At 58.2% G+C, this 22,781-nt stretch carries 24 protein-coding genes and 1 pseudogene; 12 read left to right on the plus strand and 13 right to left on the minus strand.

Annotated features, from left to right (window positions below):
- Positions 1–45: 45 nt before the first annotated feature.
- The 3 genes from CU102_RS16695 to CU102_RS16705 all read right to left on the minus strand — a co-directional run bounded on the left by CU102_RS16695 (position 46) and on the right by CU102_RS16705 (position 2,547).
- Positions 46–672: a hypothetical protein gene (locus CU102_RS16695; protein ID WP_106712225.1), complete on the minus strand. Its 627-nt coding sequence runs from the start codon at positions 670–672 to the stop codon at positions 46–48.
- Positions 673–792: 120 nt separating this feature from the next.
- Positions 793–1,383, minus strand: coding sequence for a dioxygenase family protein (locus CU102_RS16700; RefSeq protein WP_106712226.1), 591 nt, complete (start codon positions 1,381–1,383; stop codon positions 793–795).
- 132 nt (positions 1,384–1,515) lie between these two features.
- Positions 1,516–2,547, minus strand: coding sequence for a LacI family DNA-binding transcriptional regulator (locus CU102_RS16705; protein ID WP_106712227.1), 1,032 nt, complete (start codon positions 2,545–2,547; stop codon positions 1,516–1,518).
- A gap of 153 nt (positions 2,548–2,700) precedes the next feature.
- Here CU102_RS16705 and CU102_RS16710 point away from each other — a divergent pair, with 153 nt between their 5' ends.
- The gene (locus CU102_RS16710) at positions 2,701–3,759 is read left to right on the plus strand and encodes a fatty acid desaturase (RefSeq protein ID WP_106712228.1); all 1,059 of its coding nucleotides are present in this window, start codon (positions 2,701–2,703) and stop codon (positions 3,757–3,759) included.
- A gap of 18 nt (positions 3,760–3,777) precedes the next feature.
- On the opposite strand, the gene CU102_RS16715 is transcribed toward CU102_RS16710, so the two are convergent.
- The 3 genes and pseudogenes from CU102_RS16715 to CU102_RS16725 all read right to left on the minus strand — a co-directional run bounded on the left by CU102_RS16715 (position 3,778) and on the right by CU102_RS16725 (position 5,541).
- Positions 3,778–4,140 (minus strand): DUF2147 domain-containing protein, encoded by a 363-nt coding sequence (locus tag CU102_RS16715; protein WP_245425374.1) that lies wholly within the window; start codon positions 4,138–4,140, stop codon positions 3,778–3,780.
- Between the two features lie 218 nt (positions 4,141–4,358).
- Positions 4,359–5,299: pseudogene (locus CU102_RS16720) on the minus strand (HlyD family secretion protein).
- A complete protein-coding gene (locus tag CU102_RS16725; protein WP_106712230.1) occupies positions 5,296–5,541 on the minus strand; it encodes a DUF3302 domain-containing protein in 246 nt (81 codons plus the stop codon). The pseudogene CU102_RS16720 and the gene CU102_RS16725 overlap by 4 nt, the downstream one beginning before the upstream one ends.
- A gap of 262 nt (positions 5,542–5,803) precedes the next feature.
- Here CU102_RS16725 and CU102_RS16730 point away from each other — a divergent pair, with 262 nt between their 5' ends.
- From CU102_RS16730 to CU102_RS16745, 3 genes are all read left to right on the plus strand, one after another.
- Positions 5,804–6,094 (plus strand): ArsR/SmtB family transcription factor, encoded by a 291-nt coding sequence (locus CU102_RS16730; RefSeq protein WP_106712231.1) that lies wholly within the window; start codon positions 5,804–5,806, stop codon positions 6,092–6,094.
- A gap of 14 nt (positions 6,095–6,108) precedes the next feature.
- Entirely contained in the window at positions 6,109–6,510 is a 402-nt protein-coding gene (locus CU102_RS16735; protein WP_106712232.1) for a VOC family protein, read from the plus strand.
- A gap of 404 nt (positions 6,511–6,914) precedes the next feature.
- Positions 6,915–7,190, plus strand: a complete 276-nt coding sequence (locus CU102_RS16745) for a hypothetical protein (RefSeq protein ID WP_133624594.1) — start codon at positions 6,915–6,917, stop codon at positions 7,188–7,190.
- Positions 7,191–7,294: 104 nt separating this feature from the next.
- On the opposite strand, the gene CU102_RS16750 is transcribed toward CU102_RS16745, so the two are convergent.
- The 4 genes from CU102_RS16750 to CU102_RS16765 all read right to left on the minus strand — a co-directional run bounded on the left by CU102_RS16750 (position 7,295) and on the right by CU102_RS16765 (position 11,226).
- Positions 7,295–8,521 carry an HlyD family secretion protein gene (locus CU102_RS16750; RefSeq protein WP_106712235.1) on the minus strand — a complete coding sequence of 409 codons (1,227 nt, stop codon included), beginning with the start codon at positions 8,519–8,521 and terminating at the stop codon, positions 7,295–7,297.
- A gap of 2 nt (positions 8,522–8,523) precedes the next feature.
- Positions 8,524–8,940, minus strand: coding sequence for a hypothetical protein (locus CU102_RS16755; protein ID WP_106712236.1), 417 nt, complete (start codon positions 8,938–8,940; stop codon positions 8,524–8,526).
- Between the two features lie 111 nt (positions 8,941–9,051).
- Entirely contained in the window at positions 9,052–10,461 is a 1,410-nt protein-coding gene (locus CU102_RS16760; protein WP_106712237.1) for an adenylate/guanylate cyclase domain-containing protein, read from the minus strand.
- 48 nt (positions 10,462–10,509) lie between these two features.
- Entirely contained in the window at positions 10,510–11,226 is a 717-nt protein-coding gene (locus CU102_RS16765; RefSeq protein ID WP_106712238.1) for a hypothetical protein, read from the minus strand.
- 200 nt (positions 11,227–11,426) lie between these two features.
- Between CU102_RS16765 and ppk2 the strand changes: the two genes are divergently transcribed.
- The 6 genes from ppk2 (at position 11,427) to CU102_RS16795 (ending at position 17,486) form a co-directional block, all read left to right on the plus strand.
- Positions 11,427–12,347 carry a polyphosphate kinase 2 gene (gene ppk2, locus CU102_RS16770; protein ID WP_106712239.1) on the plus strand — a complete coding sequence of 307 codons (921 nt, stop codon included), beginning with the start codon at positions 11,427–11,429 and terminating at the stop codon, positions 12,345–12,347.
- A gap of 152 nt (positions 12,348–12,499) precedes the next feature.
- Positions 12,500–13,270: an exodeoxyribonuclease III gene (locus tag CU102_RS16775; RefSeq protein WP_106712297.1), complete on the plus strand. Its 771-nt coding sequence runs from the start codon at positions 12,500–12,502 to the stop codon at positions 13,268–13,270.
- A gap of 27 nt (positions 13,271–13,297) precedes the next feature.
- Positions 13,298–14,185, plus strand: coding sequence for an arginase family protein (locus tag CU102_RS16780; protein WP_106712240.1), 888 nt, complete (start codon positions 13,298–13,300; stop codon positions 14,183–14,185).
- Between the two features lie 138 nt (positions 14,186–14,323).
- Positions 14,324–15,718 (plus strand): selenium-binding family protein, encoded by a 1,395-nt coding sequence (locus CU102_RS16785; RefSeq protein ID WP_106712241.1) that lies wholly within the window; start codon positions 14,324–14,326, stop codon positions 15,716–15,718.
- A 31-nt stretch (positions 15,719–15,749) separates the two neighbouring features.
- Positions 15,750–16,376, plus strand: a complete 627-nt coding sequence (locus CU102_RS16790) for a hypothetical protein (protein ID WP_106712242.1) — start codon at positions 15,750–15,752, stop codon at positions 16,374–16,376.
- 123 nt (positions 16,377–16,499) lie between these two features.
- Positions 16,500–17,486, plus strand: a complete 987-nt coding sequence (locus CU102_RS16795) for a FecR family protein (RefSeq protein WP_106712243.1) — start codon at positions 16,500–16,502, stop codon at positions 17,484–17,486.
- 46 nt (positions 17,487–17,532) lie between these two features.
- Here CU102_RS16795 and CU102_RS16800 read toward each other — a convergent pair whose 3' ends face one another.
- From CU102_RS16800 to CU102_RS16810, 3 genes are all read right to left on the minus strand, one after another.
- Positions 17,533–19,704 (minus strand): CHASE2 domain-containing protein, encoded by a 2,172-nt coding sequence (locus tag CU102_RS16800; RefSeq protein ID WP_106712244.1) that lies wholly within the window; start codon positions 19,702–19,704, stop codon positions 17,533–17,535.
- Between the two features lie 223 nt (positions 19,705–19,927).
- Positions 19,928–20,584 (minus strand): pentapeptide repeat-containing protein, encoded by a 657-nt coding sequence (locus CU102_RS16805; protein WP_106712298.1) that lies wholly within the window; start codon positions 20,582–20,584, stop codon positions 19,928–19,930.
- Between the two features lie 272 nt (positions 20,585–20,856).
- Positions 20,857–21,270, minus strand: a complete 414-nt coding sequence (locus CU102_RS16810) for a cupin domain-containing protein (RefSeq protein WP_106712245.1) — start codon at positions 21,268–21,270, stop codon at positions 20,857–20,859.
- Positions 21,271–21,485: 215 nt separating this feature from the next.
- Between CU102_RS16810 and CU102_RS16815 the strand changes: the two genes are divergently transcribed.
- Both CU102_RS16815 and CU102_RS16820 read left to right on the plus strand, forming a co-directional pair.
- Positions 21,486–22,061 carry an HdeD family acid-resistance protein gene (locus CU102_RS16815; RefSeq protein ID WP_106712246.1) on the plus strand — a complete coding sequence of 192 codons (576 nt, stop codon included), beginning with the start codon at positions 21,486–21,488 and terminating at the stop codon, positions 22,059–22,061.
- A gap of 154 nt (positions 22,062–22,215) precedes the next feature.
- Entirely contained in the window at positions 22,216–22,773 is a 558-nt protein-coding gene (locus CU102_RS16820) for an ankyrin repeat domain-containing protein (RefSeq protein ID WP_106712299.1), read from the plus strand.
- The last annotated feature ends 8 nt before the right edge of the window (positions 22,774–22,781 follow it).

Genomic DNA, 22,781 nt, shown 5'->3' on the forward strand with positions numbered 1-22,781 from the left:
GAAAGAGGCGCGCGATCCGAGCTTGGTAACCGCGCGCCACCACCACTAGTTTGCCGCGAAGCAGTAAAAGAGTCCGTCGCCGCCAGTGCCTTTGAAGGCCTCCACCGTGCAGCCGCCACGCGTCGGATGTGAAGAGTTCCAGGATTTGGCCTCGGCGGAATCATTCAAGCCGGTGCGGTCGCTGTGGCCGACAATCGCGGCGCCCTCGGCGCCGCCCATGGTCCAGTTACCGCAGGTTTCCGGCGCGGCGGTGCCGTCGGCCTTCGACCCGGTCAGAATGTCGTGACGGTTCGGCGTGTCTCCTCGGCCGTTGATGACTTCGCCCTTTTCGTTCAGCGCCGTCTGCTTGGTCAGATTGTTCTTGTCGCTGTGCAGCGTGGCAACATCGTCGGCGATCTTCTCGCCCTTGGCGTTATACCACGGACCTGCGCCAATGCGGTCTTTGGCATTCTCGGCGTCAGTGGAAAGGTAGGCCTTCCAGGTCTTGCCTGTCGAGCCGCCGGCCGTGGCTAGCGTGGTGCAATAGGCGTCGGCACCTGCAAGGCCGCCGAGATCTCCCCCTTTTCCGGGATTTACGCTGGTGACGAAGAAACTCATGGCGGTGTCCTGGGCATAAGCCCCCGCCACCAAGCAGACCAAAGCGGCTGCGGCAAGTGCAAGCCTGCGTTTCATGACATGTCCTCCCTGTTCCCGATTTTACTCAGAGGTCAGCGTATTGGGGGGCAAGATGGGAGTAAAATCGCAACTCTGTGATGAATCTCAACGGGTTCGCGCCAGCCCGATCACCCAAGCTCAGACGACAAAGTCGAAGCGGCCGAATTTTCCGTCGGCGGTATCGCTCATCTGGAGCAAAAGCCTCTTGTCGAAGATGCGGTCCTCTTCATTCTGGGGCTCACCGGGAAAATACAGCTGGGTCGTCAGGACTTTTCCACCCGGCTTTTGAACCTTCAGATGATAGTGGCGGGTACGCCCGGGATAGAGCGCCGGAACAATGGTCGAGAACCACCAGCGGCCGCTGTCGTCGCTGAACTGGTGACCACGCAATTTGTATCCGTCCAGGTCGTAGGCGCCATGATCATCCGCATGCCAAAGCTCGACAAGCGCCTTTGAGACGGGTTCGCAGTTCGTGCCCAACACAAATCCGGCTATGGTGATCCTGGTTCCACCGGGCGCATCGGCAGCAAAGTCCTGTTTGAGGGGCGAGCTCGGCTTGAAGTACGGGCCTTCTGTTTGCGCAACAGTCAGTTCATCGGCGTCCCCGCATGCGGGCGTCAAATCCAGAACAGGCTGCGGGCTGAGGGCATGTGCATCGAACACACCCGCGGCTTTGATCGAGGGGACGGCGAGAAAAGCAGCAAGGATCGATCTGCGTGTTGGCTTCATCGTTCTGACTCCACACCCGTTAGAGAGCGATTGCGCAAGGGGCGCCTGAAATATACATCACAGGTCCGGTCCGGAAAAATCACGGGATGGTGTTGCCGCCCTGGCCAAAGTCCACCACCCTGCCCTTCGGCGTTACACGCTTTCCGGAGTGAAAATCTGCAGCGGAAGATTGTGGTGCATGTATTGCCACTCGCTTTTGGGCTGCAGGCTCTTTTGAGCGAGAAGTTCAACTGCCTGTGTGGCGACCGCCTCGATCGGATGGGAGAGCACCACACTCAAGGTGCCATCGACCAAACCATGTATCGTCGGATCGGTCAGATCATGCCCGATGATTGTCGGCACGCGCTCACCGGCTGCTTCCTTCACCGCCTTCAACACCCCGCCGATACCGCCGCCAGCGACATACAGCCCTGCCAGGCCAGGATGCCGCCGCAACAGGTCGAGCGTTGCCTCGAAGGCATAGTGGTCACTTTCGAGCGTCGCCACCGGATCGATGAGGACAAAGTCCGGGGCGCGCTCCCTAAGGCAAGATCTGAAGCCGATCTCGCAGGCCTCCTGACAGAGATAACGATGGCTGCCGACGAATATCGAGACGGCAGAACCTGCCGGAAGCATGTTCGACAGAAACCAGGCGGCAGTTCGCCCGACCTTCCTGTTGTCCAGTCCGACATAGCCTGCGCGCGAAGCTGCGGTGAGGTCGGATACCAGCGCGACGACCGGAACCGACTTGGAGCCAAGTGTATCGATGGCAGCAGTCACGTTGGGGTGGTCGGCGGCCACGACGGCGATACCGTCCGCGACCTTCCCCATCCGCAGCAGCGTCTCCGCGACGGCGCCCGGCGTCAGATCTTCCATGAACTCGATGACGGCTTTGCCCCGGACGCCTGCGCATTCGTCTGTGGCTTTTTGCAGGGCCTCGCCGAGCAGCTTGTAGAAGGGAGTCGATTTCTGCTGGAGCAGAAAGGCGAATGTCCGCTGCGGCAAGTCCGCCTTCAGCCGATGCCTGAGCAGCGGTGTGGCGTAAAAGCCGATACGCTCGGCCGCCTCGAGAACGCGGCGGGCCGTATCTTCCCGCACCTCGGCGCGTCCGTTCAACACCCGGTCGACGGTCGAGACGCCAACGCCCGCCTCCTTGGCCAGGACGGACATATTCGGTCGCCGCATGTTGATCTCCTTGACAGAATTCTTTCATCCAGATCGTAGATGTTTCCGGCAGGTTTTGAAAGGAAAAATTTCATGACGTTGAATGAATGCTTTCAAGCCGGTATTATCAATCATCGCCGGTTCTGCGCTGGCTGGTAGAATTGGGAGGCCATCATGGGCGGAGGATATCGCAGCTACGCGCTCATCGGTGACGCAAGCGGTGCGTCTGATATCACCGGAGACGCGTTCGAAGACAGGGTCGAAGCGGAGTGGTTTTCGGCGAAGGTTGACAGGAAGGCCTTCAAGCAATTGATCAAGCGGTCCGATGCGGCGGGATTGAAGCACTTCGGCCTGTGGCTCGGGCTGCTCGCCGGTTCAGGAACCGCCGCGTTCCTGACCTGGGGCACCTGGTGGTGCGTTCCCGCCTTCCTTGTCTACGGCCTCGTCTATTCGATGTCCGATCACCACGCGCATGAACTGTCGCACGGAACGCCATTCAAGACGCGCTGGATCAACGAGATTTTCTATCATCTCAACGGCTTCATGACATTGCATGAAGGCCACTACTGGCGCTGGAGCCACTCGCGCCACCATACGGAAACGCTGATTGTCGGCCGCGATCCCGAAATTGCCGTTCCGCGCCCGCCCGACATTGTTGGCATACTGCTCGATCTGTTCTTCATCAAGTCGGGTCTGAAGCAGATGGGATCGATCATCCGCCAGGCCTCGGGCAGCCTCAATGAGGAAGGACGCCACTTCATTCCAGAGGGCGAGAAACGCAAGGTCTTCTGGTCGTCACGCATCTTCGTAACCATCTTTGCCGGGGTTATCCTGGCGTGCATCGCCACAGGCTCGATCCTTCCGGCAATGTTTGTCGTTCTGCCGCGCTTCTACGGCGGGTTCATGGCCCAGCTGTTCAACCTGACCCAGCATGCGGGGATGCAGGAGGATATCCGCGACCACCGCCTGAGCACGCGCACCTGGCACACCAACCCGGTTTTCCGGTTCATGTACATCAACATGAACTACCACATCGAGCACCACATGTTTCCGATGGTGCCGTTCTACAACCTTCCCAAGCTGCATGAGATAATCAAGGCGGAATGCCCGCCGCCATACCAGGGCCTGTGGGCATGTTATGGCGATATCATACCGGCGGTGCTCAAGCAGGTGAAAGATCCGAGCTGGTATGTCCGGCGTCCGCTGCCAGTAGGGCTTGCCGCAGCCGAATGAGCAGCCAGCGCCTCGCTACTATTCACGACGCCAGGTTGAACCCTTACAGACGAGACCGCCGAGTACGCAGCCCGAGAGTTCGACACTCTGGCCAGAAAATTTAGCCTTGCCCGAATAGGTCTTGCCGCTTTCGGTATCATAGAGTGTGCCAGCATAGGTACCGTCGCCAGCCGGCTTCAATGACACCGCCTGAATGCCCACCACGGAGCGGTCACGTTTGGAGACGTCAGGATTGTTAACGTCGTTGACGGGTTCCTTCATCCAAACCACAGTACCGCAGACGCCGGCACCACACTCACTCAGTCGTACCTTCGTGCGACCAGATTCATTAACGTAGGTTCCAACAATCTCCGGTGCCTGAGCAACAGCGGTCGTCGTCAATGCTCCTGCCAAAATAAGAGAACAGATAATCTTCTGCATGCTAAACAATTCGTATCTCCTGAACATCTTAAGCTGTCCAATCGCAACGCCACACGCGCGTTGGATTCGACTTGCGAGAGCCCATACAGAACAAATTGGTCAGGAATAGGGGCAAAACATCAAATATCCTGCTCCAATACTGAGCGGGACTACAGGGTGGCAGGAAGAGATCGGCCAGCTTAGAATGGGTTCACGTAGTTTGTTATGGCGACCTGGCGGAGCAATACCTTTCGGATCACGTGCGCAGCATTGACGTGATCCGTAAAGATCGCTGCAGTGCCGGTGCTACCCGCGGGCAGCCGCGACGCGAACTCGGTGTCGTCCAATTTGATCCTGACAACGAAGGGGACACTCTGGATCGCCTCCGGCATGACCGCGGCACCCGAGACCTTTGCCTGGCCCGTCGCCACAACCTGCAGCACGCTTTCCACTTTTCCTGGATAGACCTTTCCAGGTTCAAATTTGAATGTCACTTCAACGGGCTGGTCTGCCTCGATGTAACGGGCGTTGATCTGGGACACCTCAACCCCAATGATCGTATCCGAGTGTCAATGAACGCCATCACGGGCGACAGCGGCAGGCTACTGACGCGAGCGCCCACACGGAGGGCCAGATTGGTGACATACCCGTCGGCCGGCGCACGTACGACCGTTTTGTCGAGGTCCCATTTTGCACCAACGAGTTGAGCTGCGAGTTGCTCAACTTCTGCCTGCCGTTGTTCGACGTCAAAAACGGGCCCAGCTCCGCTTTTTTGAAGTCTCGTGGCTTCAGACAAACGAAGCCGTTGGAAATCCAGTTGCGCCTGAAGTGCGTCGACTTTTGCCTTGAATGGCTGCGGGTCGATCTGAAAAAGAACAGCACCTGCTTTGATTGGCGTGTTTGGCGTGACAGGCACTTCTGTGACTTCGCCCGCGACATCGGGAACGATACCAACTGAGTTGCGAACCACGAGAGCAGTTCCTTGTGGCGCTCCCCAATTCATTGGAATGAAGAGCCCTATCAACAGTAGGAGCAGGACGAGAATGGGTGAAACCTTCCAGAAAAGGTTGAACCGCACGATCCCAAATCTGACAAGGCAAAACAGAGTGACGAGATAGACATTTAGAAGGACGACGATCATGCCGCGTTCTCCAAAGCGGTGACACGCGGCACGTCGACATACGCCCAGATCAGAACGATTGGCCAAAGCGCAAAGCCAAGAAATAGCGTGACCCAACCAGCCACTGTCACAGCCCGTGCCCAAGGATGGTTGCGCCGTCTGGCGATCATACCGGGAAGAGCAGCCAAAAATACGATCACGGCGACTGTGCTGAGAACAAGTATGATCAAAACGATCCAAGCGAACACGTCGAGTGCACTCATAGGTTTACTTTCCCGTTCATTTCATCTGCAGCAGGCGGTTTGAACTGGCCACGTGGTGATCTGCGCATGTGCCATGATTGCCGCATCGTCGGGCCATATCCCCTACACTGGTCCCGGTGCCAAGTTACGTTACGGTTACAAGCTGCGATGCGGGGCCCTGTTACGCCAAACCTCGGCGCGATGCTCTGAGATGGCCTGTTCCACGCGCTGTTCGCCATCAAGCGCATTGACATGCAGGCATTTTACTGCATTTCATACGCGTATGAATGACGAAGAGCTGGACCTGATCTTCAAGGCTCTTGGCGATGCGACCCGGAGGCGCATCCTCGATCTTCTCCAAGAGCGCTCCGAGCGGTCGTTGTTCGAGATCTGTGCTTCATTTGTCGCCGCGGATGGCAAAAGCCTGTCGCGACAAACGATTTCCCAGCACCTCGACATGCTGGAAAGGGCGGGATTGATCACAACCTCGTGGAAGGGCCGGACCAAAACCCATTCCTTGAATGTCGCGCCAATGCAAATGGCGACCAATCAGTGGCTCAAGAAGTATCTCTAGGAAAGGTATCCACCATGCGAATCTATGTGACCAGCGTCTTAGTCGATGACCAAGCCAAGGCTCTGAAGTTCTACACCGATAAGCTTGGCTTCATTTTGAAGCACGATATTCCCGTCGGAGAACACCGCTGGCTGACAGTTGTGTCAAAAGAGCAACCCGAGGGAACGGAATTGCTGCTTGAGCCGGGTGCGCATCCAGCCGTTCAGCCCTTCAAGGACGCTCTCGTCAAAGACGGTATTCCCGCAACATCATTCCAGGTCCAGGATCTGAACGCGGAGTTTGCAAGGCTTCGCGAACTCGGGGTCGTGTTCACGCTGGAACCGATGGACGCCGGATCTGTGCGCATGGCAGTCTTGGACGACACCTGCGGGAATCTCATCCAGTTGGTCGAAATGAAACAGGAGCTTCCGGCCTGATCGGACTGGCCAATGGTCGCAACAGTTTGCCAATGGCAGCTATCGGCGGATGACCGTAGCCTGTCGATCCCGTTCGTTTCCTTCACACCGGACTCTGAAAGTCACATCCAGGTTCAATCATTCCTTGGCCTTTCACTCCAGGAGCACCACCAAGGCGATGGCCGAGCGGGCTGGACGCCGGCCACCAAACAAGCGATTGGAGCCATTGTCCTTCCCCACTACGGCTGTTTCGAAAACGTCATCTTTGGACCGGCGCTCGCAGCCACCTCGCTTAGAACCCATTTCCAGACAGGTGGAGTCAAGTCACTCAGCATTTCGTTCTGGAACATGAGGTTCGCCAAAAGGACACCAATCGAGTTAGATTGGTACGCTTTGCTTTGCGCCAACGCTGCTGAGGAATGATCATGAACAGACCAACAATAGCTCTTCTTCCTTTGGTCTTAACTATCGGTTTGCATTCCCCGTTTGCATTTGCCGACGAAGGCAGTGCATCGCAGCTCGCAACCATCAACAAGATCATAAGAGGTGAGGGAAAGCCCGGTGAAACCGCTACAACCAAGAACGGGGAAGTTGTTTACACCGTCCTAGAAGGTGGCGTCGTTGAAATCAGGAATTTACGCTACAAAACGGTGCAACGTTTCAATACAATAAAGCCGAACGATAACTACAGGTCAAAATAGCGACGCTTATATTTGCCATTGTTCGCAACATGACGCGAATTATGCTGCCCTACAGTTGGTGGCCTTTGTTACCTCACATGGGATCTAATTCCGCAAAAGGTCGCCTAGTGTCCCGTCAAGACGAGAGTCTGGACAGGTAGCATCACCGCCTGCAGGCGCAGGATCATGGCATGCACGAGTGCGACTGCGTCCACAACATGCAGATATATCCATTCTCCAGTGCCAATATCCGGTGCGTGAAGTCTCTCATGGTTGTTGGTGTAGGCGTTGGCTATGCAGCTGCTGCCCGGCGGCACGCCGTCGAGCAGCCCCGGATAAAGCGGTTGCAGGAAGACTGTAAGCGTTCCCGGCCGGGCGATCTGCTGCACATCGATAAGCTGATCGGTTGCGCGGAACTGTCCGGCAGCAATGACGTCCTGGACGTCTACAACCACCATCGGGATGATCTTGAAAGGCTTGCCGATGCAAGTGGCCTCGGCGATCATGCCGACCTTCATCACTTGCGCTTCGATCTGGCCAAAGCCGGCAATCAGGGTCCCCCGCCCGGCTTCTTCCGGCACCAAAATTCCTGCTGGGCGGATCATGGTATTGACCACGTCACCGGCCCGGAGGGCAAATTGCTGAACGGTTCCGGCAATGCCGGCGCGGACGGTTGTCTTGTCCAGTTCGACCTGAGCCTGGGCAAGTGCCGCTTCGGCGCTGGCTTTCTGCGCTGGAAGAAGCGTAGCGATCTTTGTCTCGAGCGTCTGTTTGTTCGCGATGGCAGCATCGAGCGCACCTTTCCGGCCATCGGCCGAGATTTGCAAGCGCTCAACTTCTCGTACCGAAACTGTGTTTGTGCGGAGGAGCTCCTGTTTGGTCGCCAGTTCGTCGAGCGCCTGCTGGTATGCCCCTTGCGCTTGCTGGATGATCCCGTCCGCGGCAACCAGTTCCGTCTGCGCCACCGTGGACTCGGCGATGGTTTCGGCTATGGTCCGCTGCGCAATCTCCTTTGCGGCCTCCTGTTGGGAACTGTCGAGCCGGAAGAGCGGTTGGCCCGCCTTCACCTTGGAATTGATGTCGACGAATACCTCGGCAACGCGGCCAGTCGATTCAGGCAGGATGGTGACAGTCCGAAATATGGCCGTGACGTTGCTTGTCGAAGGGTGGAAATAAAAGATCAAGGTGATCAGTGAAACAGTCAGCAGCAGGCAGGCCGTGATGCCCCAGCGCAACTCGTACCACACTGTATAAAGGTTGATCTCGCGCCCGATGCGCTTGTCCTGAACATAACGGCGGAACAGATAGTCCGGAAGCACTGTAACCATTGAACACAGCATAAGCTCGAGCATATTCAGATACCCCCACCCGCATCAGCTTTTGTCTCTGGCTCCTCCGTCCCGGCCATCTCGGCAAGCTCCTTGGCCGGGTCGCGTCCGGACAGTTTTTCGAGCGAGCGCGCAATTGAAGCCATCGGCGAGGAGAAATCCGGCAGATCGATCAGTGCCAGCAACAGGCCGGCGATCCAGAACAGATGGTTGTGGGTAAAAAGAGAAATCAGGGCAAGTACCGCCACGATTTCCATTTGCACCTTTTTCCCGTGCGCCATTTGCTCCGGCAGGGCATGCAGACGGAAATAGAAAGTGCCGATGAGCAGGATTGCTACCAAAAGAAAGATGAGGACCGCGGAGAAAAGCCAATCCGTTTGCCCCGGGGCTATGACAAAGACCGGCAGATGCTCGATCGCCAGCGGATGCATCGTATCGTCCATTTCTTGCTGTATTCCCCTTTGTTATTGCCCCCAAACATGCATGTCGTTCGAATTGGAAGGAAGTACGTAACAGTAACTAGGCCGCGTGGACATGGCTGCGGCGGTCATTGTTCACGGAATGGTAAAGATGCTGATCTCGTCCGAAATGCCTCGGAGCGTGACGTTGTGCGACATCGGCGTCAGCCCGCGCTGCGACAGAAGGTCGGAGGCACGCGGATCTCCGAGAACGGAACCTGTGGCAAAGATCTCGCGCGCAGTTGCGAGGTGCTGCACACGCGAAGCAATGTTCACAGTCTGTCCGAAATAATCCTGCCGTTCGTTCAGATTTACGGCGATGCAAGGGCCTTCGTGAATACCGATCTTCAGCAGAAGGTCTTCGCTGCCGCGTTCGTGGTTGAGCTCGCGCATGGCTTCGCGCATCCGCATCGCCGCGACAACAGCCCGATCGGGCGTCGGGAAGGTGGCCATCACCGCATCGCCGATCGTTTTCACGACAGCACCTGCCTCGGTTCCCACGATCTCGTGGAGGATACGGAAATGGGTTCTCACGAGGTCGAACGCTGCAAGGTCCCCTACCCGTTCATAAAGTGCCGTCGAGCCCCGAAGGTCGGTGAACAGGAAGGTGAGGCTTGTGATCTTCAACCGCTGGTCCACGTCGATCGTGTCGGTGTGGTAAAGATCCCGGAACGTCTGGTTGGATAGCAGGCGCTTGGCCGTCAGGAATGGCCGGCGGCGGCCGAGCAGCTCGTGCAGCGCGTCATTAGCCAGGCACACAGACGGCAATGTACGCACCTCGGCATGGTTTTCCACCTGAATGCGCAGCGGACCCGGACGCAAATTGACGGTCTCGCTATGCCGATGCGAACGATCAAACACGAGCGAAAGATTCTGACGCTCCTTGGTCGGTTCACCCTTCACGTCCAAAAATTGCGCTGCATGCGTTACCGGTTCAAAGACGATGACGAATGCCTCCGGCAGTTGCAGCGATATGACGGCCTTCTCCCCGGGTGGCAGTTCCAGGGCTTCCATGACGAACTCGTCGACCTTCGCCTCGAAATTCTCTTCCGGAAGCTCGATGCCCGATCCCCAGTACATCTGGCGGAAATATTCGAGCGGCGGCAGCTGATGCGGATTATGAGCCTCGATATGACGTATGCGCGGGTTCACCGTGAACGTCACCTCGACCATCTCATCGAGGGTCGGCTCATAGCCCGCGGCGCAGAGCGCACAGGTGTATTCGTCGCTCTGTACCGTCTTCAATGAGGTGTTGGCGTCCAGCACCCCGCCGCAACCGGGACAGAGGACGTTCCACGACAAATCGAACAGGCCAAGGCGCGATGCATGCAGGAAGGCGCTGATGGTCTGTTCTTCGTCGAGACCTTCACTGGCGGCAAAGGCCAGTGCATTGACACGACTGAGCTTACGGTCTGGCGCGTCCCGGACGAGCCGTTCAAGGGCATCGACGACGTTTGCCGGTGCCGACTGGAGGAGGATGGCGAATAAAGGCTGGGCTTCACTCATGCACGTATTTTACACTGAATCCCGCTCACGGACAGCGGATTCATCGGCCTAGAAGGTAACCCGTGTGACTATCTTCGCGCGACGCTGTGGTGCAACCGCGGGGGTCGTCTCCGGAGGGAGGCGGAAACTGCGTCTGGCAATCTGGCGCGAGGAGCCAGGGATCGCCGCTTCGGCGGCCGCAACATCATCAGGTTTGACAACCAGTGCCTTGCAGGCGCCGCGCTCATCCCAGAGCCGCTTGGCGATGGCGCTATCAACAGCGGTGGTGATGGCGCTGCCCGCAAGATCGTTGGGCTGCACACGTTCGTCCGCGATCAGCCCTTGAATCGCCTCCCCTAAAATCTCGGCAGAATCCTTGAATGTCACGTCACGCACCTGATCGAACCGAGTGTTGGTTTCGCCATCGACGATGCAGTGCCGCGCGGTGAATATCCAGTCATGAATCATGTAGGCCGGTGCATATCCCCACGGCGACAATCCCTTGAACACCTGCGCGATCTTGGGAATGGAACCGCCATCCGTGTACATCAGGCCCGGTCGGATGACAGCGCCTGGGTTACCAGGGTTGGAACGCCGGAATATCAGCGGATCTTCCGGGTCTGGTACAAACAGGAAATTGCCATCGCCGCTCGGTCCGCCTTCATCGACCCACATGACGAACAGGCTGCCGCTGAAGGTTCCGGGAGGAAGTTTGGAATAGTCGACGGATGCGCAAGCGCTCAGCGCCATGCACAGTCCCAGCCAGACAATGAGCCGAATGACCATAGGCTGCCCCTGTTCCCCGCAACTTCAGCCGTTCTCACGTAACCAGATGATCATCGGCTTTTCAACGGGAATGATTTACCGGGTTTTGCCGGCTAGATTTCAACTTCAAATTTCTTTCATGCGGTTATGGCATAAGCGGTCTGTGAGTAGCATGATGCGGCAGCCCAGGGGGCGTGACGCGCGGATGTCGGAGGGACGATATGCACAATTCAGAAGACAAGGTCGAAAGGCCTGACTGGCTTGAGGCCGAACTGGCCGATACGCTGGATGAAGACTACGAACTCGAACTCTCCGAGCCAGCGCTTTCCGAGGAGATCCGCAAGATCTATCGCAAGTCCCATCCGCCTTCAATTCCGCGGATAGACTACTTCCGCGCGCTGCTTGCGCTGCAGGCCGAACTGATCAAGCTGCAGGACTGGGTCGCCTACCAAAAGGAGAAGGTCGTCGTGATCTTCGAAGGACGCGACTCTGCGGGCAAGGGCGGCGTGATCAAGCGCATTACCCAGCGGCTGAACCCGCGTATCGCGCGCGTGGTGGCACTCCCTGCCCCTTCGGATCGCGAGAAGACGCAGTGGTACTTCCAGCGCTATGTGCCGCATCTGCCGGCGGGTGGTGAGATCGTGCTCTTCGACCGTTCCTGGTACAACCGCTCCGGTGTCGAGCGCGTCATGGGCTTCGCTACGGAAGACCAGGTGAAGCAATTCTTCCACGACGTCCCAGAATTCGAACGCATGCTCGTGCGCTCCGGTGTCCGGCTGGTCAAGTACTGGTTCTCGATCACCGACGAGGAACAGCAGATGCGGTTCCTCATGCGCATCCATGATCCGTTGAAGCAGTGGAAGCTGTCGCCGATGGACCTGCAATCGCGCGTACGCTGGGAGAACTACACCAAGGCCAAGGAAGAGACGTTTGCCCGCACGAACATTCCCGAAGCGCCGTGGTATATTGTCGAGGGCAATGACAAGAAGCGAGCCCGCCTCAATTGCATCGATCATCTGCTGACGCAGATACCGTATGAGGATGTGCCGCACGAGGAAATCACCCTGCCCGACCGGGTGTTCAATCCCGACTACGAGCGCAAGGTTCTGCCTCCGGAACTCTACGTGCCATCGAAATACTGACGGGCGCTTAAGGTTGCGCCTAGCTAGCTGCGACGGCGATGCAGGGCGATCACCTGCATCGCAAGCTCAAAAAATTGCCTGCCGGAACCGAGCCGGAATGCTATCGTTTTGTCTCGTCCAGAGCATCTCGACCGGCCGAAAAGGGGCTGCTGGTGAAAATAGCGACCTACAACATCAACAACATCAACAAGCGCCTTGAGAATTTGCTGCACTGGCTCGAAGCCACGGAACCCGATGTCGTCTGCCTGCAGGAGCTTAAATGTACCGACGCGATGTTTCCTTCGCGGGAATTGCGCTCGATCGGCTACGAAGCGGTCTGGAAGGGTCAGAAATCGTGGAATGGCGTGGCCATCCTCGCCAGGGAACGGGAGCCAGTGCTGACGCGCGACAGTCTGCCCGGCGATCCCGATGACAGCCAAAGCCGCTATATCGAGGCTGCGGTCAACGGCGTGCTCATTGCCTCGATTTATCTGCCCAACGGCAATCCGCAGCCGGGTCCGAAGTTCGATTACAAGCTCGACTGGTTCAAGCGGCTGGCGGTACACGCGGCCGATCTGTGGAGCATGGACGTCCCTGTCGTGCTCGCGGGCGATCTGAATGTCGTTCCGACCGATTTCGACATCTACAATACACGCTCATGGATGGATAATGCGTTGCTCCAACCGGAGAGCCGGGCGACATTTCGGCAGCTCTTGCAGCAGGGCTGGACCGATGCGGTGCGCGAGCTGCACCCGGAAGAGCCAATGTTCTCGTTCTGGCACTATATGAGAAACGCTTGGGAAAGGGATGCGGGATTGCGGCTCGATGTTCTTCTTCTCAGCAAGTCCGTCTCGAAACGATTGCGGGCCGCGGGTGTCGACCGGACCGAGCGCGCGCGCCCGAACGCAAGCGACCACGCGCCGACATGGGTGGAATTGAAGTAGGCCGCACCGGATACGGAGGCAATACGCATGGCCAAATCTCGTTTCACGATCATCGAAGCTCCGTCGGTGCTGGGTCTTTTCCCGAAAGGCGTCGAGACGCTCCCCGACGCGTTGCTCGGCGCTGGCCTTGCCGAACATCTGAATGCACTGCGTGCCGGACGTCTGGAACCGCCGCCCAATGATGGGCATCGCGATCCGGAGACGCTGGTGCTCAATCCACTGGGTATACGCGACCATTCCATCAGACTTGCAGATGAAGTCGGACGGGTGCTCGATGCCGGCGAATTTCCGATTGTGCTCGGCGGCGACTGTTCCATCATGCTTGGCTGCTTGCTCGCGCTCCGGCGCCGCGAACGCCACTGCTTGCTGTTCCTCGATGGTCATGCCGACTTCTATCAGCCCGAGGCCGAACCGAATGGCGAGGTGGCATCGATGGAGCTCGCGCTCGCCACGGGACGCGGACCCGCTGTGCTGACCGACCTCGAGGGAAAGCGGCCGCTGGTACGAGACGAGGATGTCGTGGCATTTGGGCGCCGCGACACCGAGGAGGCGGAAGAGCACGGCAGCCGGAGGATCGAGGATACAACAATCGAAATGATCGATCTCGCGGCCGTGCGCAGACATGGTGCGATCGACACGGCCAACCGGGCGATCGCCCACCTGACCCGGCCTGGCATCGCGGGTTTTTGGATTCATCTCGATGCCGATGTGCTTGATGACGCCATCATGCCGGCGGTGGATTACCGCATGCCGGATGGCCTGTCATGGGACGAATTGGCGATGGTGCTTCGAACAGCGATTGCGTCGGGCGAGGTCGCCGGCCTTGACGTCACGATCTTCAATCCGAAACTTGATGCCGACGGTTCGATCGCCCGGGCGTTCGCCGACACGCTGGTTGCGGGGTTGCGGGCATAAGATCAAGGCGTAAACACCTTGCCATTCTCCGTCAAATGACTTGATTGGACAGCGGCAAGCCGAGGTGCGAAGATCGCCTGCAACAGCATTTGGGGACCACTGCACATACACTCCGTTACCAATCAACAGGAGAGTTTCATGGCAACCTGGCAACCTGATCCATCATTCTATCCATCGCCGAGAATGGCCGCCAAGGCGCCGGAAGAAAAGCTGGCCTACGTGGCCGCCTTCGACCCGGACCGCAAAAAACCCGATGCCATCGCAGTGGTCGATGTCGACCCCAAATCCTCAACCTATTCCCGCATCGTTAGCCAGGTCGATATGCCAAATGTGGGCGACGAGCTGCACCATTTTGGCTGGAACGCATGTTCGTCATGCCTTTGCCCCAACGCACCCCATCCGCACATGGAGCGGCGCTATCTTGTCGTACCTGGGCTGCGGTCATCACGGCTGCACATCATCGATACGAAGCCGGACCCGAGAAATCCGCAAATCGTGAAGGTCATCGAGCCGGAGGAGATCGCCGAAAAGGCCGGTTATTCTCGTTTGCACACCATCCATTGCGGCCCTGAGGGCATATATGTGAACGCGCTCGGTAACACCGAAGGCAAGGCGCCGGGCGGCATATTCCTGCTTGATGCGCAAAGCTTCAATGTGCTCGGTCAATGGGAGATGGATCGCGGCCCGCAGAAGCTCGCCTATGATTTCTGGTGGCATCTAGGCCACGACACCATGGTGACGAGCGAGTGGGGCACCCCCGACACGTTCGAGAATGGGCTCGTTCCGGAGATTTTGCTGGGGAGCAAATACGGACGCAGGCTGCACTTCTGGGATCTCCACAAGCGCAAGCACCTGCAGGAGATCGACTTTGGTGAAGAGCATCAACTCGTGTTCGAGTTGCGGCCCGCACATAATCCGACCAAGGCCTATGGCTTCGTCGGCTGTGTCATCAGCCTCAAGGATCTGTCGTCATCGATCTGGACCTGGTATCGCGACGGCAATAAATGGGCAGTGAAAAAGGTCATCGAGATTCCGGCCGAACCAGCCGATCCAGGCCTCTTACCGCCGGTGCTCCAAGGCTTCAAGGCGGTTGCGCCGCTTGTCACCGACATCGACCTGTCGATGGATGACCGGTTCCTCTACGTTTCCTGCTGGGGCACCGGCGACATGATCCAATATGATGTGTCCGACCCCTTCAGTCCCAAGGAAACCGGCAGAGTGCGCATTGGCGGCATTGTATCCCGGGCAACGCATCCCAAGGCGGCCAATGGCGCGCTCAATGGCGGTCCGCAAATGGTCGAAATCAGCCGGGACGGCAAGCGGGTTTACTTCACCAACTCGCTCTACGGTCCGATCGACCCGCAATTCTATCCCGAGGGTATCGATGGCTGGATGGTGAAGCTGGATGTCGGTGCGAACGGCGGCATCACGTTCGACGAGAATTTCTTCGTCGACTGGCCAAAGGGTCACCGCCCGCATCAGGTGCGTCTGGAGGGAGGCGATTGTTCGTCCGATTCCTACTGCTATCCATGATGACCGTATCCACATTGAATAACCCGGCAGGATGAATCTCATGTCTCCCTGGCTGGTCCTTGCTGGCCTTGGCGCATTTCACGGCCTCAATCCCGCTATGGGCTGGCTATTTGCGGTTGCGCTGGGTCTGCATCGAAACAGTCAAAGGACCGTCGTGCTCTCCCTGATCCCCATCGCCCTCGGGCACGCGGTCTCGATTGCGGTCATTGCCCTCGCCGTCGTATTGCTCGGACTGGTTGTCGATCAACGCATCCTCGAAATCGCCGCCGGTATCATACTCCTGGGGTGGGCCGCCTACTACGCCGCCTATGGCCATCGTCACCGCGTCCGGATAGGCATGACGACAGGCATGTTGGGGCTCGGATTCTGGTCGTTCCTGATGGCGACGGCGCATGGCGCGGGGCTCATGCTGGTGCCGGTCGTGATACCCCTCTGCCTTGCGGCAAGTCCGGCGAATGAGTTGACGGCGGCGGGTTCGCTGCCGATAGCGCTGGCAGCGATCGGGACGCACATGGCCGCCATGCTTGCTGTGATCCTGGTGATTGCGGTCTCGGTCTATGGGTGGCTGGGGCTTGGGTACCTGCGGCGAGGATGGATCAATTTCGATCTCATCTGGATCATAGCGCTCATAATCACCGGCGTAGTGCTGATTGCCTGACACCAAACTGTTGGCTCGCAAGCACCTTAAAGCCCTCATGAAAACGGCTGGTTCTACTAACCAATTTGTATGAAGGGACCATTGCGCCACCACGTGATAAAGTGCACGGTTTAGGAGGGTGTCATGTGGGGTTTGCGTAGCGCCGTTGTGGCGGCGCTGAGTATCACAGTTTGCAATCCAATGCCAACGATGGCGGCCGAGCCGGTCGGCGAAGCCCTGCTGATCAAGACCGAAGTCAGGGGTGACAGAGGTCCGCTCGCGGTCAAGGACAAGGTTCATGCCGACGAGCGCATCAAAACATCCCAATCGGGATTAGGTCAGTTCATCTTTCGGGATGGCACCAAGCTTGCGGTGGGATGGGGTTCATCCGTGACCATCGACAAGTTCGTTTACGATGACAACTCGTCGATAAAGCGGCTCTCGATCAAGGCGGCAAAGGGAACGTTTCGCTGGATCAGCGGAAACTCGAAGTCCAGTGCCTATGAGATACTGACACCGGCGGGAACGATCGGCGTGCGCGGCACTGCATTTGATGTTTCAATCAGACCAGACGGGACTACTGCCGTGGTGCTGTTGAGCGGCAGAGTATCGTTCTGCGGCGCGGGTGGTTGCAAGCAACTGACGCGGAGATGCGACTGTGTGGTAGCAAAACCAGGCGGCGCCGTATCGGATCCGCGAAAGGTCAGTCGAGATATTCTCAGGACGCTCGGCAGCCAGCGGTCGCTGCCGTTTCTCTCCGGCACCCAACAACTTTCGGGAGGATTGGGGAATGTCGGCGTCGGAGGCTGCGGCCTCGCATCTGTCGAAATCCAGAAGGATCGACCTCCCCAGCGCGCCGCCCCGCCAGAACGTGCTGCTCCTCCAGCTCCACCGGACCGGCCAGCACCGACGGACCGGCCAGCACCGCCGGACCAGCCTGCACCACAGGCTGCGCCACAGGCCGCACGCACCCCGCAGGCGGCACCTACCCCGCAGGCGGCACCTCCGGAGAAGCCGCAAAAGCCGCATAAGGATAACAGCCGGCACCATAGGGGGCACTGGGACACGGACCATGGCCGTCACGACACGGACCGCCATGACCGGGGACGCCACACCGGGGGTGACAAATGATGAGAAGCTTTTCCTCGTCGCGATGACCGATAAAAAACCCGGTTGGTTATCCGGCAGAGCGATCGCGCCTTCCTGTTGGCTCATCGAGAAAATGATCGGATCGACGGGAAATCCGGCGATAGAATTCCGGAAGTCCGGCCGCCAGACCGGCAGCCTTGAGCTTGGCAGTATTCACAATCCTGCGGCTGGCCGGCGACCGCGAACGCAACGCGTCGATAAGTTCACCGTGAACCATCTGCAGTTCGGCAAATTCAGCAGTGGCCGCGAGCCGCTGATCACCAACTACCGCGAACAGCCTGGTCCGCATGCTCTTCCCCTTCAAACCCAGTGCACCCGCCTCGAGCAAGGCCCAGTCCGGCAGCAGGTTTGCCGTACTCTCGGACACGAGGATATCGAAGCTGATCTCCTTGCACGAGGACTCAATCCGAGCCGCGATGTTGACGGCATCGCCAACCGCCGAATAATTGAAGCGGGTTTCTGCCCCCATATTACCGACGCAGGCAAGGCCTGTGTGGATGCCAATGCCGATACCGACTTTCTGCTCCGGTCCAAAGCCAAATGCGTCATTGGCATTGAGGCGGACAAGCGTTTCGCGCATGGCCAGCGCGGCGTGAACAGCTTTCTCGGCGTGACTGGCAACGTCAACCGGAGCGTTCCAGAACGCCATGATCGAGTCACCGATGAACTTGTCGAGCGTGCCTTCGTTGGCGATGACATGATGGCTCAGAGCATCAAGGAGCGTGTTGAGAAATCCAACGACTTCGGCAGGTGTCAGCCGTTCACTGATCTGCGTGAAATTTCGCACGTCGACGAACATCACCGTCAGTTCGCGGTCATCGCCGCCGAGGCGTAACGCGTTTTTCGTGTGCTCGATACGATACAAGAGCGAAGGAGACAGATAATGGCCGAAGGCGCGCCTGACCTCGCGCCGCTCCCGGTCGATCACCAGGAAGCGGAATGCCGTCGCTCCGAAATGCGTGATCGATCCGGCAACGATTGGCGCCAATGGATCGAAAAGCAGCCCGCCATAGAAAAAGGCAAGCCACGACGCGACGAGCGCCAATGAGGTTATCAGGAGGCCGCATGCCAAGGCGACCGCCGGGCTGACGAAAGTCGTCACCAGCACAAGAAAGCTGCCCGCTACGGCGATAGACAGGATTTCAAACCCGTCAGCCCAGTCCGGCCGTGCGAGAAAACGGCCCGATAATACCTGTTCGACGGTCTGGGCGTGTATCGAGACGCCTGGCACGTTCTGCCCGAGCGCCGTCGTGCGAATATCCTGCAGCCCCGCAGCCGATGTCCCTATGAACACGATGCTGCCTTCGATGGCGGCTGCCGTTTCAGGCGAAGGGCCATCAGCCGCGAGCACGTGCCTGGCGGAAACGTATCTTTCGGCATTATCGAGGCTGACATAGAGCCACAGCTCGCCGGACGCTGTTACGGGAATGACGAACTCGCCGATTTTGACGTGCGTCATGGTGTCCGGCACGTTCGTTGCGCCGGCAATCACATAAGTGGACGCGCCCTGCGCAACACGCAGCGCCTCGAGCGCGAGGTTGGGATAGAGCTGCTTGCCATCGCTCAGAAAAAGCGGAACCGCGCGGACCACGGTTGAGGCAGCGCCCGGATTGAGGCTGATGTGGCCGATGCCGGCGGCATTGGCTTCAAGCTGCGGCCGCAGCGGCGTGGCAGCTTTCATGCGCGGCGGCGCATTGGCGGGATCCTCACCCGTGAAAGCGAACCCGGCTTTTACTGGCGGCCGGTAATTTCCTTCGTTGGACAGACCAAAACCCAGGACCACGGGCTTTCCCACAATCGACTCAGCGAAAATCTCGTCATTATCGGGCAACTGACCAAGCAGCTCGGGATCGATTCCAGGAACGTCGCGAATAACAGAGCGCGGCGACAAGCGATCAGGCTCAGCGAAAAGAATATCGAATGCAATTGCTGACGCTCCCATCTCGGAGAGTCTGTTTACCAGTGTCGCAATTCGATCGCGCGGCCACGGCCACTGGCCTAGCTCCAGCAGCGATGCTTCATCAATGTCAACCACGCGGACAGGCAGGTTCTCGAACGTCCGCGGAGCGACGCGCTGATATTCGTCGAACGTCACGTCGCGGGCTTGCCTCAGCAGTTGCGGGTCACTTGCTCGCAGGATTGTGAGCGCAGCCACAATCGCCAGGCCGATAAGTACGCCAACTTGCTGCGCGCGTGTCATGATCGCATATCAGACCCTCTGCATGTGAGCCCAACGATAAAAAAGCCAATCCGGGGAGAATTCGTCCGGCCCCTTGGCCCTACAGCGGCGATACCCTGTTTCGCAGCAGCAAGGATAAGACGCAGCGTACCTTACAAACCAGGATGTTGCGAGACGTCAGCGCGATTTCGCCACGCAGAGATTGAATGTGCGGCTGCTTTGCCTTGAATGTGTCCGGCGACGATCAATCGGACGCACAAGGCCAGCCGTCCGGGGCAGACAATCCCGCCGGTAATTTCGTCTGCGCATTTCCACAGGCGAGATCAACCTGCTCCTGTTCCAGCCCTTGTGCAGCCGACAGGTCCAACCCCTCAATTCTAGTCAAGAACATGAAGGCGCGGTCAAGCACGATCGGGCCTTCAAAGGTAGCGGTGCTGAGGTCGGCGCGCGAAAGATTGGCCAGCGAGAAAGTGGCCCCGGTCAATACAGCCTTGTCGAAATTGGCGCGCCCGAGTTCGGCTTTCTCGAAATTGCCACCCGTGAGCCTGGCTCCGGTGAAATCGGCGCGCTGCAGTTCGGCAGCGGTGAAGGATGCGCCTTCGGCAGACATGCCCGCAAAATTCGCCCGATAAGCCTCAATTCTGGCGAAGTTGGCTTTTTCAGCCTTTGCCCCGGCAAGCGATGCCCGCATCAAGGTTGCTTTCTCGAGATTTGCGGCTGTCAGATTGGAACCGCTAAGATCGGTCATGGTAAAATCAGTGCTGAAGAGGTCTGCGCCCTGGAGATCACTGCCGGGAATGACAATGCTCCGCTTGCTGCAGTCGCGCCAGTCAAGGCCGGCTGCAGGAGAACTGCCGCAATCCGCTGCCGCCGCGGGGCGAACCGAAGTAACCGCGAGCATTGCCAGAAGAGCGGCCAATACAGAAAATGCAAGGGGTTGACGACGCTGTGCTGCCGTTGCGAAAGGTGCCACCTCACCTGGCCCAGTCAGCTTCTCGACGATGGTGCCCATCTTGCCGCTCCTATCCCTGCTGTAAACCGAGCCCATCTCGCGTGAAACCGACTCTCCAGCAGCCATTATACAGCCTAGATTGTTATAATGTGGAGGGTCGCTGACGCCAATCAATCGGGCAGCCAAAAAATTTTGTCTGCCAGAGGGTTAGGGTCCTGATCCTAACCCGGTACCAAACCATCCAATTCAGGCAGCAGCACAACGCTCTCCTGTTCGTTCGGGTCGGTGCGGGCGATAATGGCGGTGCACGGGGTGTTGCTGAGATTGGCCGGCAGATGCGGAACGCCGGCCGGAATATAGAAAAGCTCGCCGGCATGCACCACGACATGCTCCTGAAGCCGTTCGCCGTACCAAGTATGTGCCTCGCCAGACAGCATGTAGATCGCCGTCTCGTGCGCCTCATGCAGATGCGCCTTGGCACGCATACCGGGTGGAATTGTCAGGATGTGCATGCAGATGCCCGTCGAACCAACCGTCTCTGCGGCGATGCCCTCGAAATAGTCGAGCCCCTGTTTGCCGGCATAAGTGTGATGCGGTTTTACGATGTGGCATGTGGGCTTTGATTTTCCGTCCATCGCTTACCTCCAACGACACAGGACAGCGTCGTCGCCCCGCACTTCTATCAAGGTTACCAAGAGAATAGCACGCAACGTAGCAGCCCTGTCTTGCAAAAACACGACGAGGTAGGGCTGGCATTGCTTCTCGTGAGTGGTTGTTACCGTTACGTACTTGCACGTTTTGGGTGCAAGTAATCATGGTTGCTTCAACGGTAAGCAAGTGGAGAAGTCTCATGGCTATGTCGTTGGATACTGCCGCGGAAGTCTTCCGCCAGGCGATGCGGGAAACGGTCAAGAAGTACTCGTTGTGGTACCTAATCCAAGGGATCATACTCGTGGTGGCGGGGATCCTGGCGATCATTTATCCTTTTCTGTCGTCGGTGGCAGTCATCATTCTCCTGGGCTGGCTGCTGATTATCAGCGGCCTTGCGCAGGGTATCAGCCTCCTGGGCGCCCGGCATGTGCCTCACTTCTGGCTCCAGCTCGTTTCCGTTATCCTCGCCCTGCTCATTGGCTTCCTCTTCCTGCGCGATCCGGCGCAAGGTCTGCTGACGGTCACCCTGCTCCTGATCGTCTTCTTCATGATCGAAGGCATTTCAAAAGTCGTCTTCTCCCTGACTATCCGGCCGTTTCCCAATTGGGGCTGGCTGCTGGCGAGCGGACTGGTCGGGATTCTGCTTTCTCTCATACTTTGGGCAAGCCTTCCGGTGACTGCACTCTGGCTCGTGGGGCTGTTGCTCGGGATCCAGTTGATCAGCGTCGGCGCGGCGCTGACGCAACTCGCATGGCAGGTGCGCAAGAACCCTTAGCCGCGTCGAAGTGCGAACCCGATCCGGGCCAAGGCGCACCTTTTCTTGTTCGCGCCTCGCGTCTGTGTTAGCTTTCCTGTGTTCCGCTCAAGAGAAACCGAGATAGAGCGGAGGATGTGCAGTGAAGTTTTTTTTCACATTCATTGTCGGCATCATGCTCGGGATTTCGGTCGTATCGGCCGGTCCTTTGCATGACGCGGCGAAGAACGGAGATGTCGAACGCGTTAAACAGTTGCTGGATCAAGGCGCTAACGTGGCTGAGCCCGATAGCTCCGGTGAACCCGCATTGCTTGTTGCGTCCCTGGCGGGGCATACCAGCGTTGTCGCTGTTCTCCTTGAGCGCGGCACCGATATCGAGATCCGCAACAAGGGCGGACTGACTGCTCTGCACGCAGCCGCCTATGGCGGAAGCCTCGAGATCGTCAAGCTGCTCGTCGAAAACGGCGCGGCGGTCAATGATACCAATAACTTCTACAAGATGGCACCGCTGCACGCGGCTGCCGAAGAAGGCCATGCAGACGTGGTCGCATATCTTTTGGTCAACAAAGCGGACATCGAAGCAAAGGAAAGGAACGGCTATTCGCCGCTGACTCAAGCCGGATGGCGCGAGCATTGGGATGCAGCAAGCTTGCTGATGAAAGCGGGCGCGGTTTGCCAGCCAGCCGATCTTGTCGGCCAATGGCTCTTCACCGAATGCACCAAGCGAAAATGAGCGCCGGT

The organism is Phyllobacterium brassicacearum, assembly GCF_003010955.1.
GTDB classification, from domain to species: domain Bacteria; phylum Pseudomonadota; class Alphaproteobacteria; order Rhizobiales; family Rhizobiaceae; genus Phyllobacterium; species Phyllobacterium brassicacearum.

Excerpts from the sequence above, each read along its gene's own strand:
- CU102_RS16695 (WP_106712225.1), bottom strand. The coding sequence starts at position 672 with ATGAAACGCAGGCTTGCACTTGCCGCAGCCGCTTTGGTCTGCTTGGTG.
- CU102_RS16700 (WP_106712226.1), bottom strand. The coding sequence starts at position 1,383 with ATGAAGCCAACACGCAGATCGATCCTTGCTGCTTTTCTCGCCGTCCCC.
- CU102_RS16705 (WP_106712227.1), bottom strand. The coding sequence starts at position 2,547 with ATGCGGCGACCGAATATGTCCGTCCTGGCCAAGGAGGCGGGCGTTGGC.
- CU102_RS16710 (WP_106712228.1), top strand. The coding sequence starts at position 2,701 with ATGGGCGGAGGATATCGCAGCTACGCGCTCATCGGTGACGCAAGCGGT.
- CU102_RS16725 (WP_106712230.1), bottom strand. The coding sequence starts at position 5,541 with ATGAGTGCACTCGACGTGTTCGCTTGGATCGTTTTGATCATACTTGTT.
- CU102_RS16730 (WP_106712231.1), top strand. The coding sequence starts at position 5,804 with ATGAATGACGAAGAGCTGGACCTGATCTTCAAGGCTCTTGGCGATGCG.
- CU102_RS16735 (WP_106712232.1), top strand. The coding sequence starts at position 6,109 with ATGCGAATCTATGTGACCAGCGTCTTAGTCGATGACCAAGCCAAGGCT.
- CU102_RS16745 (WP_133624594.1), top strand. The coding sequence starts at position 6,915 with ATGAACAGACCAACAATAGCTCTTCTTCCTTTGGTCTTAACTATCGGT.
- CU102_RS16750 (WP_106712235.1), bottom strand. The coding sequence starts at position 8,521 with ATGCTCGAGCTTATGCTGTGTTCAATGGTTACAGTGCTTCCGGACTAT.
- CU102_RS16755 (WP_106712236.1), bottom strand. The coding sequence starts at position 8,940 with ATGGACGATACGATGCATCCGCTGGCGATCGAGCATCTGCCGGTCTTT.
- CU102_RS16760 (WP_106712237.1), bottom strand. The coding sequence starts at position 10,461 with ATGAGTGAAGCCCAGCCTTTATTCGCCATCCTCCTCCAGTCGGCACCG.
- CU102_RS16765 (WP_106712238.1), bottom strand. The coding sequence starts at position 11,226 with ATGGTCATTCGGCTCATTGTCTGGCTGGGACTGTGCATGGCGCTGAGC.
- ppk2 (WP_106712239.1), top strand. The coding sequence starts at position 11,427 with ATGCACAATTCAGAAGACAAGGTCGAAAGGCCTGACTGGCTTGAGGCC.
- CU102_RS16780 (WP_106712240.1), top strand. The coding sequence starts at position 13,298 with ATGGCCAAATCTCGTTTCACGATCATCGAAGCTCCGTCGGTGCTGGGT.
- CU102_RS16785 (WP_106712241.1), top strand. The coding sequence starts at position 14,324 with ATGGCAACCTGGCAACCTGATCCATCATTCTATCCATCGCCGAGAATG.
- CU102_RS16790 (WP_106712242.1), top strand. The coding sequence starts at position 15,750 with ATGAATCTCATGTCTCCCTGGCTGGTCCTTGCTGGCCTTGGCGCATTT.
- CU102_RS16795 (WP_106712243.1), top strand. The coding sequence starts at position 16,500 with ATGTGGGGTTTGCGTAGCGCCGTTGTGGCGGCGCTGAGTATCACAGTT.
- CU102_RS16800 (WP_106712244.1), bottom strand. The coding sequence starts at position 19,704 with ATGACACGCGCGCAGCAAGTTGGCGTACTTATCGGCCTGGCGATTGTG.
- CU102_RS16805 (WP_106712298.1), bottom strand. The coding sequence starts at position 20,584 with ATGCTCGCGGTTACTTCGGTTCGCCCCGCGGCGGCAGCGGATTGCGGC.
- CU102_RS16810 (WP_106712245.1), bottom strand. The coding sequence starts at position 21,270 with ATGGACGGAAAATCAAAGCCCACATGCCACATCGTAAAACCGCATCAC.
- CU102_RS16815 (WP_106712246.1), top strand. The coding sequence starts at position 21,486 with ATGGCTATGTCGTTGGATACTGCCGCGGAAGTCTTCCGCCAGGCGATG.
- CU102_RS16820 (WP_106712299.1), top strand. The coding sequence starts at position 22,216 with ATGCTCGGGATTTCGGTCGTATCGGCCGGTCCTTTGCATGACGCGGCG.